Annotated in this window: 13 protein-coding genes and 4 tRNA genes; 1 reads left to right on the top strand and 16 read right to left on the bottom strand. The window is 43.6% G+C overall.

Annotated features, from left to right (window positions below; all coding sequences use genetic code 11):
- Positions 1–7: 7 nt before the first annotated feature.
- From oadA to G511_RS0119415, 15 genes are all read right to left on the bottom strand, one after another.
- Entirely contained in the window at positions 8–1,789 is a 1,782-nt protein-coding gene (gene oadA, locus G511_RS0119485; protein ID WP_028471135.1) for a sodium-extruding oxaloacetate decarboxylase subunit alpha, read from the bottom strand.
- A 61-nt stretch (positions 1,790–1,850) separates the two neighbouring features.
- Complete coding sequence (locus G511_RS0119480) at positions 1,851–2,090, bottom strand: OadG family protein (RefSeq protein ID WP_028471134.1); 240 nt, start codon at positions 2,088–2,090, stop codon at positions 1,851–1,853.
- A 259-nt stretch (positions 2,091–2,349) separates the two neighbouring features.
- The gene (thiI, locus tag G511_RS0119475) at positions 2,350–3,807 is read right to left on the bottom strand and encodes a tRNA uracil 4-sulfurtransferase ThiI (protein ID WP_028471133.1); all 1,458 of its coding nucleotides are present in this window, start codon (positions 3,805–3,807) and stop codon (positions 2,350–2,352) included.
- Between the two features lie 64 nt (positions 3,808–3,871).
- Positions 3,872–3,948 (bottom strand) — tRNA-Arg (locus G511_RS0119470).
- A 50-nt stretch (positions 3,949–3,998) separates the two neighbouring features.
- Positions 3,999–4,075 (bottom strand) — tRNA-Arg (locus G511_RS0119465).
- Positions 4,076–4,147: 72 nt separating this feature from the next.
- Positions 4,148–4,224: transfer RNA gene (locus tag G511_RS0119460), tRNA-Arg, on the bottom strand.
- Between the two features lie 3 nt (positions 4,225–4,227).
- Positions 4,228–4,317 (bottom strand) — tRNA-Ser (locus G511_RS0119455).
- 62 nt (positions 4,318–4,379) lie between these two features.
- Positions 4,380–4,580: a carbon storage regulator CsrA gene (gene csrA / locus G511_RS0119450; RefSeq protein ID WP_028471132.1), complete on the bottom strand. Its 201-nt coding sequence runs from the start codon at positions 4,578–4,580 to the stop codon at positions 4,380–4,382.
- A gap of 107 nt (positions 4,581–4,687) precedes the next feature.
- The gene (locus G511_RS0119445) at positions 4,688–5,923 is read right to left on the bottom strand and encodes an aspartate kinase (protein ID WP_028471131.1); all 1,236 of its coding nucleotides are present in this window, start codon (positions 5,921–5,923) and stop codon (positions 4,688–4,690) included.
- A 42-nt stretch (positions 5,924–5,965) separates the two neighbouring features.
- A complete protein-coding gene (alaS, locus tag G511_RS0119440) occupies positions 5,966–8,557 on the bottom strand; it encodes an alanine--tRNA ligase (RefSeq protein WP_028471130.1) in 2,592 nt (863 codons plus the stop codon).
- A 170-nt stretch (positions 8,558–8,727) separates the two neighbouring features.
- Complete coding sequence (locus tag G511_RS0119435; protein ID WP_028471129.1) at positions 8,728–9,186, bottom strand: regulatory protein RecX; 459 nt, start codon at positions 9,184–9,186, stop codon at positions 8,728–8,730.
- 87 nt (positions 9,187–9,273) lie between these two features.
- Entirely contained in the window at positions 9,274–10,311 is a 1,038-nt protein-coding gene (recA, locus tag G511_RS0119430; protein ID WP_028471128.1) for a recombinase RecA, read from the bottom strand.
- Positions 10,312–10,405: 94 nt separating this feature from the next.
- Positions 10,406–10,876, bottom strand: coding sequence for a CinA family protein (locus G511_RS0119425; RefSeq protein ID WP_028471127.1), 471 nt, complete (start codon positions 10,874–10,876; stop codon positions 10,406–10,408).
- Positions 10,877–11,202: 326 nt separating this feature from the next.
- Positions 11,203–12,555, bottom strand: coding sequence for an aminotransferase (locus tag G511_RS0119420; protein WP_028471126.1), 1,353 nt, complete (start codon positions 12,553–12,555; stop codon positions 11,203–11,205).
- A gap of 92 nt (positions 12,556–12,647) precedes the next feature.
- The gene (locus G511_RS0119415; protein ID WP_028471125.1) at positions 12,648–14,111 is read right to left on the bottom strand and encodes a succinate-semialdehyde dehydrogenase; all 1,464 of its coding nucleotides are present in this window, start codon (positions 14,109–14,111) and stop codon (positions 12,648–12,650) included.
- 165 nt (positions 14,112–14,276) lie between these two features.
- Between G511_RS0119415 and G511_RS0119410 the strand changes: the two genes are divergently transcribed.
- Positions 14,277–15,236 carry a LysR family transcriptional regulator gene (locus G511_RS0119410; RefSeq protein WP_028471124.1) on the top strand — a complete coding sequence of 320 codons (960 nt, stop codon included), beginning with the start codon at positions 14,277–14,279 and terminating at the stop codon, positions 15,234–15,236.
- Here G511_RS0119410 and G511_RS0119405 read toward each other — a convergent pair.
- On the bottom strand, positions 15,233–15,661 hold the full coding sequence (locus G511_RS0119405; RefSeq protein ID WP_028471123.1) for a universal stress protein: 429 nt from the start codon (positions 15,659–15,661) through the stop codon (positions 15,233–15,235). The genes G511_RS0119410 and G511_RS0119405 overlap by 4 nt on opposite strands.
- Between the last annotated feature and the right edge of the window lie 6 nt (positions 15,662–15,667).

Genomic DNA, 15,667 nt, shown 5'->3' with positions numbered 1-15,667 from the left:
AGACCCCTTACGCTAAAGTGATAAGGGTATCACCCACCTGAACTGCATCACCCTCTTTAACGTCAACAGAAACAACTGTACCGGCTCTTGCAGCACGTACTTCAGTTTCCATTTTCATTGCTTCGAGGATTACGATTACATCACCTTCTTGAAGTGCCTGACCCGGTGTTACCTGGACTTTCCAGATATTACCAGCCAAAGGTGCTGATACAGGATCACCTGAAGTAGCAGCTGGCGCAGCGGCAGCAACAGGGGCCGTAGCAGGAGTTATTGAAGAAACATCTCCTCCTTCAGCTACTTGAACAACATAATTCTGACCATTGACAGTAATAGTATAAACTTGTGGTCCAGTATTTTTAGGTGCAGCCATAGCCATAGCATCCTCTAATGTAGGGGCAGGTTCAAACGCGTCAGGGTTGCCGCGATTTTCCAGGAATTTCAAACCGATCTGTGGGAATAATGCATAGGTTAATACATCATCAATTTCTTTATCTGCACTAGCTAGAGTGAGACCTTTTTCATTTGCCACAGCACGAAGTTCGGTTGTTAGCTTTTCAACTTCTGATTCAAGCATATCGGCAGGACGGCAAGTTAATTCTTCTGCACCATCCAAAACACGTGTCTGAAGCTCAGCATTATATGGTGCAGGAGCTGCGCCATACTCACCTTTAAGGATGCCTTGAACTTCTTTAGATATAGTTTTGTATCGCTCGCCCATCAAAACATTGATAACAGCCTGCGTACCAACAATCTGAGAAGTAGGCGTAACCAGCGGGATATAACCCAAGTCTTTACGAATACGAGGAATTTCAGCGAGTACTTCATCAAACTTATCGGAAGCACCTTGCTCTTTTAGCTGGCCCTCCATGTTTGTCAACATGCCACCAGGCACCTGAGCAATCAGAATACGTGAATCTGTACCGCGCAAAGAACCTTCGAATTTGGCATATTTCTTACGTACTTCTCTAAAGTAGGCAGCAACATCTTCTAACGCTTCTAGATTCAAACCAGTATCACGATCAGTACCTGCCAATGCAGCTACCACAGACTCAGTCGAACTATGTCCATATGTCATAGACATAGAGGATATAGCTGTATCGACACGGTCAATGCCAGCCTCTACCGCTTTCAGGATCGTCATATCAGATAGACCTGAAGTAGCATGTGCATGAAGCTGCACTTCTAAATCAGTCTGTGCTTTAAGGCGAGAAACAAGATCAAATGCAGCGTAAGGAGTCAGAATTCCTGACATATCTTTAATAGCAATTGAGTCTGCACCCATATCTTCTAGCGTTTTAGCGTATTCAACCCACATATCAGTCGTATGGACAGGGCTTGTTGTAAACGAAAGAGTACCCTGAGCATGCTTACCTGTTTCCTTCACTGCTTTGATCGCAGTTTCTAGGTTACGTGGATCGTTCATTGCATCAAAAATACGGAATACGTCTACACCATTAATAGCTGCACGTTCTACAAATTTATGTACAACATCATCAGCATAATGACGGTAACCAAGTAGGTTTTGCCCGCGTAATAACATCTGCTGAGGAGTGTTTGGCATAGCCGCTTTTAGTTCACGAATACGATCCCATGGATCTTCTCCGATAAAACGGATACAAGAGTCAAAAGTAGCTCCGCCCCAGCTTTCTAGGGACCAGTAACCAATTTTATCAAGCTTCTCTGCGATCGGTAACATATCATCAATACGCATACGCGTAGCGAAGAGAGACTGATGAGCGTCACGCAGAACTACATCAGTAATACCTAGCGGTTTCTTTGCATCGGACATGGGTAAAAGGCCTTCTGTCGATAATAGTGCACGAATAATTTATAGTGTTATTTATCGTTTCTTATGAACGATATTTATGTACCGCAGCTGTAATCACAGCTACAAGCTCATCACTTCCACCCTGCGCAACCGCAGGTGAAACAGATCTTGAAGGGGCTGCTTTAGGTTGCGGAGCTGGTTCATATTTAACGACCAGCTTTGACATGAGAGTTGTTACACCAACTAACAACGTCAGGAACGTAAAAACAAAGCCCATACCAAAGACCATCAGTGTAAGGCCTTCTGATAACAGATTATCCATCTGTGGCTGCTCCTAATTTAATAATATGAAAAGTATGTATAAACCCCTAATACCAACGAGTATCTTCGTAAAACCGAATATACTGCGTAATAAAAGAAATTTATGACAGAGGCAATTAAACCTCAAAAGGCACGCTGTAGCAACTTTACCTCTGTGTTTTAGATTTACTTTCGTCGATACATCCACAGATTGTCGACAATATTATTAATCAACAAAATCAACAATATAAATAAAAATTACGCGTTAACTAACCTGTCGATTAGACTAACGGACGAAATATTTTTACGTGATTAAAGCCTTTTTCTTGCAAATTTTGTGCATGCAAACGACTCATAACACCTTTATCACAATACAATAGATACTCTTTATTCTCTGACCAAGTGACTACTGCAGCATCAAGTTCGTAAAAAGGAACAAGGATAATTTCACACCCTGGCATATTTAACGGCTTACGTTCTTGCTCATTTGGCGCACGCACATCAACAATTACTTGATTTTCAGAGACTTTGCTCATCGCCTCAATTTCACTTTGAACATCCAAGTTTTCTATAATTTGATCGATCGCTATAACCTTGCAGCCTACAACAGCCTTATTCAAAACATCCATATCCAGGCATTCTTCTTCTTCTAACACTTTTGCCATTTTTGCTTGAGTAGTTGGTCTGTCTGAAATAACACCACAATACTCTGGAATCATTTTGACAATATCAAAGCAGCCGAGTGCTTTTGTTTTGTCTACAATCTCTTGCTTATCCATGGTAATTAACGGACGAATAACTAGCTTACTTGTTGCCTGATCAATCACAGTTAAATTAGGAATTGTCTGGCTGGAAACCTGTGCAATACTTTCACCAGTAACAATCGCATCAATTTTCATGAAGTCAGCTACTTGTTCAGCAGCTCTCATCATCTGCCTTTTCAGCACAACGCCCATATGAGAGTGATGTACATTTTGTAAAATATCACCAACTACCTCGTCAAAAGGTACAGAAACAAACTTTACACGTGCAGATGAGCCATAGCGCTGCCATAAATGAAGAGCAACTTGCTGAACACCTATTTCGTGAGCTTTACCACCAAGATTAAAAAATAAGAAATGTGTTTTAGAACCACGACGCATTGTCATGTAAGACGCGACTACAGAATCAAAACCACCAGAGATCAAAGAAAGGACAGCGTCTTGAGAGCCTAACGGGTAACCACCTAAGCCCTGCAACTGTTTTTCAACGATATATAGACGCTCATCCCGCACTTCCATATCAACATAGACATCAGGATTATGTACGTCGACACCAGCCGACTCACAGTGCTGCAACAAACCACCACCAACATATCTCTCTAAATCAACGGAGGTGAATTCATGCTTACCGCTACGCTTTACACGTACTTTAAATGTTTTGCCTTTGATACGCTCAACGTACAGTGGTAGCGTTTTTTCAAAAACATCCTGAAAATCACCCAGAGGGAATTCAGTTACCTGAATAAAGAACTGCACACCAGGGGTGCGCTGCATAGCATCACAAACCGCCTCATAAGAGCTTATCGACTCTTCTGGTAGAACAACTTCGATTTTATCCCAAAACCCACTGACAGTTATTTCATCGGCAATGCGCTTTAACTGTATTTGTAAATTATTTTGCAGCCGCTGAATAAAACGCTTACGTACTGGACGGCTTTTAATGGTAATTTCTGGGAATAATTTGACGATGAATTTCATATCAAAGAGCTTTCTTAGATTAGGGATTTAGGATTGAACTGAATGATAATACAAGGAGAGGAAGTGGTGCGCCCGAGAGGATTCGAACCTCTGACCGCCTGGTTCGTAGCCAAGTACTCTATCCAGCTGAGCTACGGGCGCGCTTACACTTTTTTAGACATACTGTGTTACTGATCATACTATTAGTTAAGTGGTGCGCCCGGCACGATTCGAACGTGCGACCGCCTGGTTCGTAGCCAAGTACTCTATCCAGCTGAGCTACGGGCGCGTTTAACACTTACTAGGTATAACTTTTACACTTTTCACACTATCGATTGTTAAATCGATTCACACTGTTGACTGGTGCGCCCGGCACGATTCGAACGTGCGACCGCCTGGTTCGTAGCCAAGTACTCTATCCAGCTGAGCTACGGGCGCAAATGGCGGTGAGAGAGGGATTCGAACCCTCGATAGAGTTTCCCCTATACGCCCTTAGCAGGGGCGCGCCTTCAGCCACTCGGCCATCTCACCTGGTCAACGCGGCGTACTATACAAGACTGATTTTAAAAAGAAAAGCATTTATTCTAAAAAAATTAATCTTGTGTTTCAGCACTGTCGGTTTCACCGTCTTTTTCACGCTGAATACGGTCGTAAATCTCTTCACGATGCACTGCTACGTCTTTAGGCGCATTAACACCAATACGTACCTGATTACCCTTTACACCTAGTACAGTAACAGTGACTTCGTCACCTACCATCAAGGTTTCACCTACACGGCGAGTTAAAATTAGCATTTCGGATCTCCCAATCGTCCCTTAGTACCACATTACCGGATCAGGTAATTATTATTACCTGACCTAGTCATTGTGAGCCTACACTATAGACTAAATATTAAGCGTCGTCATTCACTGACAGTATCGGCTTTATCCAGCTCAAATGCCGAATGTAACCCACGCACAGCTAGTTCAAGGTACTTCTCAGCAATTACAACAGAAACCTTAATTTCCGACGTTGATATCATTTGAATATTGATATTTTCACTGGCCAAAGAATCAAACATCTTAGTTGCCACACCTGCATGAGAACGCATACCAACACCAACAATAGACACCTTAGCGATTTTATTGTTCCCCACGACTTCCCTTGCAGAAAGATCACTAGCGACTTGGCGAAGTATCTCTTCAGCTTTATTGTAATCATTACGATGTACAGTAAAAGTAAAGTCTGTGGTTTGATCTGCTGCGATATTCTGAACAATCATATCAACTTCGATATTAGCGCGACTGATCGGCCCTAAAATCTTTGAAGCTACGCCCGGAATATCTGGCACACCTAATACAGTAAGTTTTGCTTCGTCACGGTTGAATGCAATTCCTGAAATAACTGGCTTTTCCACTGTATCATCTTCCTCTATAGTAATCAGAGTACCCGGCCCATCTTCAAAACTGGACAGTACACGTAAAGGTACTTTGTACTTACCGGCAAATTCGACCGAACGAATTTGTAATATTTTAGATCCAAGACTTGCCATCTCTAGCATTTCTTCAAAGGTTATTTTTTCAAGACGCTGAGCGCCCTCAACAACCCTAGGATCTGTTGTATAAACACCATCTACATCCGTATAGATTTGGCACTCATCCGCCTTCAGGGCAGCAGCCAATGCCACCCCCGTAGTATCAGAGCCACCACGGCCTAACGTTGTTATATTGCCTTGAGCATCCGCTCCTTGAAAACCAGCAACAACTACGACGCATCCTGCCGCTATATCCGCTTGAATTCGCTCAACGTCTATATCCTGAATACGCGCTTTGGTATGTGAACTATCCGTAAGGATACGAACCTGACTACCCGTATAAGAACGCGCAGCTATGCCGCGTTTTTCTAACGCCATACAAAGCAACGCAATCGTTACCTGCTCACCTGTCGACAAGAGCACATCCAACTCTCGCAGGCTTGGCGTATCTTGAATACTGCTAGCCAAACCTACCAATCGATTTGTTTCACCGCTCATTGCTGACACAGCTACTACTAAATCATGCCCCTGCTCACGAAAGCGCTGCAGTTTATCTGCAACCGCTTCGATTCGTTCTACCGAACCAACCGAAGTCCCACCATATTTCTGTACAAATAGAGCCATTGCCTATCAGTCTCCATCAGCTATTTATGTCGTTTACCTATACTATCGATCGGCGATCAAGGTTTTAACACTATCAAGTACTGCAGGTAATGCAGCACAGTCCACTCCTCCGCCCTGTGCAAAGTCTGGACGACCGCCGCCTTTACCGCCTAATTTAGCTGTCAGTTCGCGTACTAAATCACCCGCTTTAACTCGACTTGTCAGGTCTTTAGTTACACCTGCCGCCAAACTTACCTTCCCTTCACTCTCTGTAGCCAGCACAACCACTGCTGACCCTAATTTATTCTTCAGTTGATCAATGGTATCTCGTAGCGCTTTAGGGTCGGCACCATCAAGATTCTCAACCAGCAATTTAATACCATTCACTTCCACGGCATTAGAGACAAGATCTCCACTTTTAGCCGCAGCAAGCATCATTTTCAAACGATCCAACTCTTTTTCTAGTTGGCGATTACGATCAGACAGACCCTGAGCTTTCTCAACTACCGTGTCACGAGAGCCTTTGACCAGCGCGGATATTTCATTCAAATGATGAGTATTAGCTGCTACATACTCCAGTGCAGCCTGACCAGTCACTGCTTCAATACGGCGCACTCCCGCAGCAATCCCGCCTTCTGAAATAATGTGCAAAAAGCCAAGATCGCCCGTACGTTTTGCATGTGTACCACCACACAATTCAACAGAGAAGCCTTCTCCAAGTGTTAGTACGCGAACCTGATCATCATACTTTTCACCAAACAACGCTTGCGCACCGGTTTGCCTAGCATCTTCTATCGCCATAACATCCGTTTTAACATCGGTATTAGCACGTATTTGACTATTAACCATAGCCTCAACCTGCGTTATCTCGTCTGCTGTGAGCGCCTCAAAGTGAGCAAAGTCAAAACGCAACCTTTCAGGGTTCACTAACGATCCTTTCTGCTGTACATGTTCACCAAGGACTCTGCGTAAAGCCTCGTGCAATAGATGTGTGGCCGAATGATTGTTAGCAGTAGACAAGCGAGCAGCTTCATCAACATGCGCAAAGACCTTATCGCCTACAGACAAAACACCTTCTGCTAATTCGCCCATATGTAAATGACTCTTAGCTTCTTTAGTGCAATCAGTAACGCTAAATTGCCCTTGATCCCAGCTCAACTGCCCCTGATCACCAGCTTGCCCACCTGACTCAGCATAAAAAGGTGTATGATCCAACACAACAATGCCTGATTGCCCTGCTGTTAGTTGCTTAACCGTTTCACCTTCTACAAAGATAGCAACAACATTCGAGCTGCCTTCTAAGTGTTCATAACCAACAAATTCAGTTTCACCACTAAGTTCAAGCTTGTCGTTATAATCAACAGCAAACCCACCTGAAGCGCGCGCGCGCTGGCGCTGCTGTTCCATGGCCAGCTCAAAGCCTTCCATATCTAGCGTCAAGTCATGCTCACGAGCAACATCAGCGGTTAAGTCTGCCGGAAAACCATAGGTATCATATAACTTAAAGACGGTTTCACCGGACAGAATTGACCCTTCAAGACCATTAATGGCTTCCGTTAATAAACGCATACCATTATCTAATGTTTTAGCAAACTGCTGCTCTTCTTTAAGCAGAACACGCTCAATTTGAGACTGCATTTTAATCAATTCAGGGTAAGCTTCACCCATCTCATTTGCTAAGGAAGCGACCAATGAGTTGAAGAAAGCTCCTTTCATACCCAGCTTGTTACCGTGGCGAATCGCACGACGAATAATACGGCGCAATACATAACCGCGCCCTTCATTTGAAGGCGTAATACCATCAGTAATCAAAAATGAACACGAACGAATATGATCCGCAATAACGCGTAATGACTTACTGTCTAGATCATCTGTTTTTACTGCTTTTGCCGCTGCTTTTAGCAAGTTTTGAAACAGATCAATTTCATAGTTGCTATGCACACCCTGCATTACAGCAGCAATACGCTCCAGCCCCATACCTGTATCAACAGATGGACGCGGTAATGGTGTCATTTCACCATCAGCAGTACGGTTGTACTGCATGAATACTACATTCCAAATCTCGATGTAGCGATCACCGTCTTCGTCAGGACTTCCTGGAGGACCACCAAAAATATCTTCACCATGGTCAAAGAAAATTTCAGTACAAGGACCACACGGGCCGGTATCACCCATTGCCCAAAAATTATCTTCATCTAGCTTCGAAAAACGCTCGGGATCGACACCAATTTCTTCTTTCCAGATACGCTCAGCTTCCGCATCTGAGTGATGTACCGTGATCCAAAGTTTTTCTTTAGGCAGGCCCATCACTTCTGTAAGGAAAACCCAAGCAAAACGAATAGCTTCAGGTTTGAAATAATCACCGAAGCTAAAATTTCCAAGCATTTCAAAAAATGTATGATGACGAGCTGTGTAGCCAACATTTTCAAGATCATTGTGCTTACCACCGGCCCGCACACAACGCTGAGATGTTGTAGCGCGACTGTATGCACGCTTATCATCACCAAGGAATACGTCTTTAAACTGCACCATACCGGCATTGGTAAACAGCAAAGTTGGGTCATTCGCAGGAATCAGTGAGCTTGACGCCACTATTTCATGCCCCTGTTTGTTGTAATAATCCAGGAAAGCCTGGCGAATTTCGGCACTTGTCATGTATTTCATATGGATGAATCGTTCCGCTGCTGGTTACACACCTAAAAAAGCCCTTTTAATGAGCTATTTAATGTAAATCACACGTAAAATGGCGAACAAGTATATATCGCAGCCGGAATTTGTTCGAATCTTTTTGTCAATAGATGATGAGATATAAAGCAGCAATTAGTCTATTCCATTTCGTTATTAGCCAACTCGAGAGCGTATTTGGCTTGTTCATAAGAGAAACCACGGCTGAGCAAAAAGCGTACGCGTTTCTCGTAAAGCTTCCTATCTTGCTTATCCGTTTTTTCCTTAAACTTTCGCTGACATAACGAAGCAGCCAATTCAAACCAATCAGGTTGTTGGTCTTGGATACAGTCTTTTAATAGGCTTTCACTTAAACCTTTACGCTTACCCTCTTGTAATATCCGCAACAAACCATAACCCTGGCCTGTTTTACTTCTTACTAACATCTCAGCAAAACGCTGATCACTTTGATAACCACTGTCCTGGCATTTATCTAATACACGTGTCAGCAATTCCTCATCATATTTATTCCGGTACTTTTGCTCAATTTCTGCACGGCTATATTCTCGTCGCGCCAATAAAGCAATAACAGCACATCTGATTTCAGCTTCGGCTTCCATATTTGCTCCGGCATATAATATTTAGACAATAAAAAAGGCCGTAAAAACGGCCTTTAATTATGATAACTACCTTATCCTAAATAAGGTTTACAGATCCAACTGCTCAGCATCTGCTTTTTCTTCTTTATCAGGAACCTGTGAAGTCAGCAGTTTATCACGCAAAGCACTTTCTATCGCTTGTGCCGCTTCTGGATGCTCAGTTAAATACTTAGCAGCATTGGCTTTGCCTTGCCCAATTTTATCTCCATTGTAAGCGTACCAAGCGCCTGCCTTATCGACAAAACCGTTCTGTACGCCCAAATCAATAATCTCACCCATACGGTAAATACCTTGACCGTATAGAATCTGAAACTCCGTCTGCTTAAAGGGAGGAGATACTTTATTCTTAACAACCTTAACACGCGTTTCGTTACCAATAATTTCATCGCCCTGCTTAACAGCACCAATACGACGAATATCCAAACGAACAGAAGCATAAAACTTTAAAGCATTACCGCCTGTTGTTGTCTCTGGTGAACCAAACATCACACCAATTTTCATACGAATTTGGTTAATGAAAATCAGTAGACAGTTTGAGCTTTTTACATGACCTGTCATTTTTCTCAGTGCTTGAGACATCAAACGTGCCTGCAGCCCCATGTGCGAATCACCCATCTCGCCTTCTATCTCAGCTTTAGGTGTTAGCGCAGCTACTGAGTCAACAACAATAACATCTACAGCATTAGAACGAACCAGCATGTCACAAATTTCTAGAGCTTGCTCCCCCGTATCCGGCTGAGACACTAGCAACTCATCAACATTAACGCCGAGTTTTTCTGCATAGTTAGGATCAAGCGCATGCTCAGCATCCACAAATGCACAGGTTTTTCCCTGCTTTTGCGCTTCAGCAATAACTTGCAATGTAAGGGTGGTTTTACCAGAAGACTCAGGCCCATAGATCTCAACAACACGACCATAAGGAAGACCACCTATACCCAGCGCTACATCCAAACCTAATGAACCAGTTGAAACGGAAGGAATAGCCTCACGCGGCTGATCTCCCATGCGCATAACAGCGCCTTTACCGAATTGACGTTCAATCTGTGATAAAGCGGCATCAAGCGCTTTTTTTCTGTTATCGTCCATATTCAACCCTTTACACTGCCTGACAATAATACTGTATGTATGGACAGTATTATTACGACATCCCTATTTAATTGCAAGCATCTTAATTTATTTCTTAAAGCAAACTCACAATACCTTCTAATGCCTTCTCAATACTTTGACTTCGTACCTGTTCCCTATCCCCTAAGAATAAATTGCCAGTGGCTACTGTAGCCTCACCCCGTATGGCCCAAGCAAGCCATACAGTACCAACAGGTTTATCCTTCGATCCACCTCCTGGGCCCGCCACTCCGCTCACTGCAACCGCAATATCAGCACCACTTTTATGCAAAGCACCTTCTGCCATTTGCCTAACAACAGCCTCGCTAACCGCACCATGTGCTTCGATAACATCCGGGTTAACACCCAGCATTTGCTGTTTCGCTTCATTTGAGTAGGTCACATAACCACAACCAAACCACTCAGAACTTCCCGCTACCGCTGTAACTGCTTGTGCAATGCCACCGCCTGTACAAGACTCAGCCGTAGCTAATACTGCAGCACGTGACTTCAGCGCTACCCCTGCCTCTTCTGCAAAATTTGACATCAGGCTCTCCAAATACACTTGATAATTCAATTACAAAAATACGAAACTATTAGCACTTTATTAGTAACAACTAACTAATACAGCCTAGTAACTAGTGTTACTAACTCATAGAAGAAAAGTATCAATAATAGATAAATGATGCAGCCATTAATCACACAATGACCTGATTTTACGATAGCAGCATGGCGAAGCACGGAGAAACACAAACGAGCAACTCGTTTTAAAGATAGGCAGGATAAATTTTGATTAAAAAAAGGGGAGGATATTATCCTCCCCAAAAAATGACCTTAATGGTCAGACCCGGAAACACAACTACCGCTAGCTCACTAACTTGTTAATAGGCCTTCTTGCTTAACAAATTGGTAAGTGTCATCCAGTGCTTTACTGAATTTTTCAATCATTTCATCAATCTGCGCTTCGGTAACAATCAGCGGAGGACAAAACGCTAAGGACGAACCTGCAACAGCACGCGTTATCATGCCGTGGTTCTGGCAAGCTTGTTGTGCAAAAGCACCCACTGCACCTCCATTAAATGATTCACCTGTTTGCTTATTAGCAACCATCTCAACAGCAGCGATCATGCCTTTCCCGCGCACCTCCCCAACTAGAGGGTGTTCAAGAAACTCACCAAGACGCTTCTGCATATATGCTCCTAAAACGGCGGCACGGGCGAACAAATTATCTCGCTCATAAATCTCCATTGTTTTCAGTGCGACGGCACAAGCAACCGGATGCCCTGAATACGTATAACCATGGCCAAACACACCAACAGAAGAGCTTTGATCTACCATGGCATCGTACATATCACCACGTATAACCGATGCACTAATCGGCATATAAGCAGAAGACAACTGTTTAGCCAGCGTCATCATTGCTGGTTTTTCGATGCCCATTGTTGTACAACCAAAGTCATTCCCCGTACGTCCAAAACCTGTGATAACTTCATCAGCCCAAAAAAGAATGCCGTACTTATTAAGAATTGCCTGCACTTTTTCGTAATAACCTTCAGGTGGTACGATGACTCCACTGGCCCCTGTAATTGGCTCAGCAATAAATGCAGCAATAGTATCAGGCCCTTCTTTAATAATAAGCTGCTCAAGATTATTAGTAATACGCTCAACAAACTGCGCTTCACTTTCACCCGCCAGAGCACCACGAAAATAATGCGGCGCATCTGTTCTCAATACACCTAAAGCGTCAAACGGCAAATCAAAATGAGTGTGATTTGGCGGCAAGCCTGTTAGAGATGCAGCAGCCACCGTCACGCCATGATAGGAGCGTTCACGCGAAATTATTTTATACTTCTCCGGTTTACCGATGGCATTAAAGTAATAACGCAACAGTTTAATATGAGTATCATTTGCATCACTTCCTGAGCTACCAAAAAAGACTTTGGCGTTCTCTACAGGAACCATTTCAGCGAGCTTAACTCCTAAATCCATTCCCACTTGATGTGTCTTGCCACCAAACATATGCGAGAAAGATAATTTACTCATCTGTTCGCTTGCTGTATCCACTAGCTCGCGATTGTTATAACCCAACGATGTACACCAAAGACCTGCCAATGCCTCAAGGTATTGGTTACCTTCGCTATCATAAACATAGGCACCCTCCCCTCGCTCAATAGTCAGTGTGCGGGTCGCTTTAAAGTTGGTTGTTGGGTATATAATACTGCTCATACTCTCTTTCCTCGAGAACACTTAAGACACCTACATGTTTCTAAAAAAGTCTAATTAGAGAACACATAGGCACCATTGATAACGTCTAAATATTAACGGTTAAGACCGCCCATACAGATATATTTGGTTTCTAGATAATCATCTAGACCGTACTTTGAACCTTCACGCCCTTGACCGGACTCTTTCATCCCACCAAAAGGAATAACTTCAGAGCTGATAGCTGTTTCATTCACGCCAACCATGCCGTAATCCACACCTTCTGATACGCGCCATATACGGCCTAAGTTTTCTGTATAGATGTAAGCAGCTAGGCCAAACTCAGTATCATTTGCCATTGCGATTGCTTCTTCTTCGCTAGAGAACTTGAATACAGGCGCAACAGGGCCAAAGATCTCTTCACGGAACACACGCATCTTGTTGGTAACATTGGTCAAAATTGTCGGTTCATAAAAACAACCACCTAACGCACCGGGCTTACCGCCCAAGACAACATGAGCACCTTCAGACACAGCACTTTGAACCTTAGCGTGAATTTCTGCAGCGGCTTTCTCAGTAATAACCGGACCATGAGTGGAGTCATTATCCATACCATTACCAACACGAAAGCCTTTTACCGCTTCCGCAAACTTCTCAACAAATGCATCATAGATACCATCCTGTACAAGAATACGATTTGCACAGATACAGGTTTGGCCCGAGTTACGATATTTAGCAACTATTACGCCAGCAACGGCGGCATCTAAGTCAGCATCATCAAAAATAATGACTGGTGCATTACCGCCCAACTCCATAGAGGTGCGCTTGACTGTATCGGCACACTGCTTCATCAATAACTTGCCAACGGGTGTTGAACCCGTAAAAGTGACTTTTTTCACGATAGGATTAGAGGTCATCTCTGCACCAATCGCTTTTGCATCCATGCCAGGAAGAACACTAAACAGACCTGCTGGTAATCCAGCACGGTTAGCCAATTCAACCAATGCCAACGCAGACAATGGTGTCTCTGCCGCCGGTTTAAGTACCATTGCACACCCTACAGCAAGCGCAGGAGCCACTTTTCGTGTAATCATCGCGTTAGGGAAATTCCATGGCGTAATAGCTGCCACAACACCTACCGGTTGCTTAACAACAACACCACGACGGTCTCCAGGAGTAGGGATTATATCACCATAAACACGCTTACCTTCTTCGGCAAACCATTTAATAAATGAAGCGCCGTAAGCCACCTCACCGCGAGATTCAAACAAAGTCTTTCCTTGCTCAGCCGTCATCAATACAGCCAAGTCTTCTTGATTATCAATGACCAGAGAAAACCAGCGCTCCAATAACTCTGAACGCGTTTTTGCAGGCAAAGCTCTCCAGCTAATCATGGCTTCTTGTGCTGCCAAGATTGCACGTCGCGTCTCATCTGCACCAACACTAGCAACATCTGCCAAATGCTCACCCGTTGCTGGGTTAGTCACTGCAAACGTTTCACCGTCGGTACCATCGACCCATTGGCCATTTATATACGCCTGTGTTTTTAACAAGCTAGGATCTTTTAACTGCATTGTCATGCTCACTTCTCCGACAGTCCGATAGCTAGAATTCGTGCTATCACTTAATGTTGTGTATTTATAAATCAGTTTTTCATTGGCTTATATAATGATTTGAATCCATTTACATTTAAATATACAAATGTAATATTCGCTTTCATCCCGACTTTTATCTTGGAGGTTATTATGGGCCGCAAAAAAGCAGCCATTTCTGGCCAATTAGCTGACATTGACCTTCGTTTGCTCCGGGTTTTCACCGCAGTAGTTGATGCAGGAGGATTTACGGCAGCTGAAATCCGTCTAAATCTCGCTAACTCAACCATATCTAACTATATTTCCGATCTTGAAAAGCGTTTGGATATGCACCTGTGCGAGCGCGGCCGAGGTGGCTTTCGCCTAACAGAGCAAGGAGAAGTTGTTTATGCAGCCACCTTGGAGCTTGTTGGCGCTTTAGAGCAATTCAAGCAGCGAATTAATCACTCACACAACCGCATTTTTGGACAACTTCATTTAGGCTTTGCAGAGCATATGCTAGGGGCTCACAACTCCTGCATTGTTAATGCTATGGATAGTTTTTCCCAGCAAGCCCCCGACGTACATGTACAAATCAGCACTATGAGTTCTGATGAAGTCACTACTGCAGTTATGGATAAGCAAGTTGATATCGGCATCACCGTTCTACCGCACCAGTATCCAGAACTAGAAACATTGCCACTCTTTGATGAAGAGATGCGTCTTTATTGCGCACAAGGTCACCCTCTGTTTGAAAAGAAAAACGAGGAAATAACACGAGAAGAATTACGGCAATTTTCTTTCGTCGAATCTCCTCGATTAATGCCTGGTAGGGAAACCCACCCTGATATGAAGCTCTGGAATAAGCAAGCCAAAGCCCATCACCAAGAATCCCGAGCAACACTAATTTTAAGTGGCCATTATTTAGGATTCCTTCCTCGTCATTTAGTCAGAAACTGGGGACTAAAAGCACAGATGCATCCCTTATTTACTGACACATACGGCTATACCAATGTTTTCCAAGCCATTACCCGAAAAAAACGCAGTAACGAAGTCATAATCAACATCTTCAATCAATGCCTTCGACAATCCATTGCCAATACAGAAAAGCAAACAATGTCTGAAGATCATTAACCGCGAATAACGAAGACAGAGCAGTCGGCATGACGTACTACTTTTTCAGAGTTTGATCCTAAAAAGTAACTACTCATGCCAGGCCGTTTTGCCATCATCAAAATAGCATCAGACTTCAAAATACCTGCTTGCTCGATAATCTGATCATGCGCTGTACCCTGACAAGCAGCACACACGCCCACTAAGTGCTCAGGCACCAGACTAGTAAGTAAATGCTGCATGCGTTGCTTCGCATCTTTTTTATGCTCGGCATAAGTCTCATCGTTAAGATGCGGGTAGCTCCCTTGGTGCACGAGGCTCTGATCCACATAAAGTAAATTAATCGATCCGGCAGCACTGCCAACCAACAATATTGCCGCCTCGACTAACCTAGGTAACTGCTCTTCATGAGCCAAATCAACAGGAATTAAAATACTCTTAAACACTACGTC

The sequence above is a fragment of the Neptunomonas japonica DSM 18939 genome (assembly GCF_000422765.1).
In the GTDB taxonomy this organism is placed as follows: domain Bacteria; phylum Pseudomonadota; class Gammaproteobacteria; order Pseudomonadales; family Balneatricaceae; genus Neptunomonas; species Neptunomonas japonica.
The sequence above is the reverse complement of the archived record's forward strand: the minus strand, read 5'-3'. Positions and strand labels throughout refer to the sequence as shown.

What these genes read in the sequence shown, in the direction of transcription:
- oadA (WP_028471135.1), bottom strand. Translation starts at nt 1,789, where the DNA reads ATGTCCGATGCAAAGAAACCGCTAGGTATTACTGATGTAGTTCTGCGT.
- G511_RS0119480 (WP_028471134.1), bottom strand. Translation starts at nt 2,090, where the DNA reads ATGGATAATCTGTTATCAGAAGGCCTTACACTGATGGTCTTTGGTATG.
- thiI (WP_028471133.1), bottom strand. Translation starts at nt 3,807, where the DNA reads ATGAAATTCATCGTCAAATTATTCCCAGAAATTACCATTAAAAGCCGT.
- csrA (WP_028471132.1), bottom strand. Translation starts at nt 4,580, where the DNA reads ATGCTAATTTTAACTCGCCGTGTAGGTGAAACCTTGATGGTAGGTGAC.
- G511_RS0119445 (WP_028471131.1), bottom strand. Translation starts at nt 5,923, where the DNA reads ATGGCTCTATTTGTACAGAAATATGGTGGGACTTCGGTTGGTTCGGTA.
- alaS (WP_028471130.1), bottom strand. Translation starts at nt 8,557, where the DNA reads ATGACAAGTGCCGAAATTCGCCAGGCTTTCCTGGATTATTACAACAAA.
- G511_RS0119435 (WP_028471129.1), bottom strand. Translation starts at nt 9,186, where the DNA reads ATGGAAGCCGAAGCTGAAATCAGATGTGCTGTTATTGCTTTATTGGCG.
- recA (WP_028471128.1), bottom strand. Translation starts at nt 10,311, where the DNA reads ATGGACGATAACAGAAAAAAAGCGCTTGATGCCGCTTTATCACAGATT.
- G511_RS0119425 (WP_028471127.1), bottom strand. Translation starts at nt 10,876, where the DNA reads ATGTCAAATTTTGCAGAAGAGGCAGGGGTAGCGCTGAAGTCACGTGCT.
- G511_RS0119420 (WP_028471126.1), bottom strand. Translation starts at nt 12,555, where the DNA reads ATGAGCAGTATTATATACCCAACAACCAACTTTAAAGCGACCCGCACA.
- G511_RS0119415 (WP_028471125.1), bottom strand. Translation starts at nt 14,111, where the DNA reads ATGACAATGCAGTTAAAAGATCCTAGCTTGTTAAAAACACAGGCGTAT.
- G511_RS0119410 (WP_028471124.1), top strand. Translation starts at nt 14,277, where the DNA reads ATGGGCCGCAAAAAAGCAGCCATTTCTGGCCAATTAGCTGACATTGAC.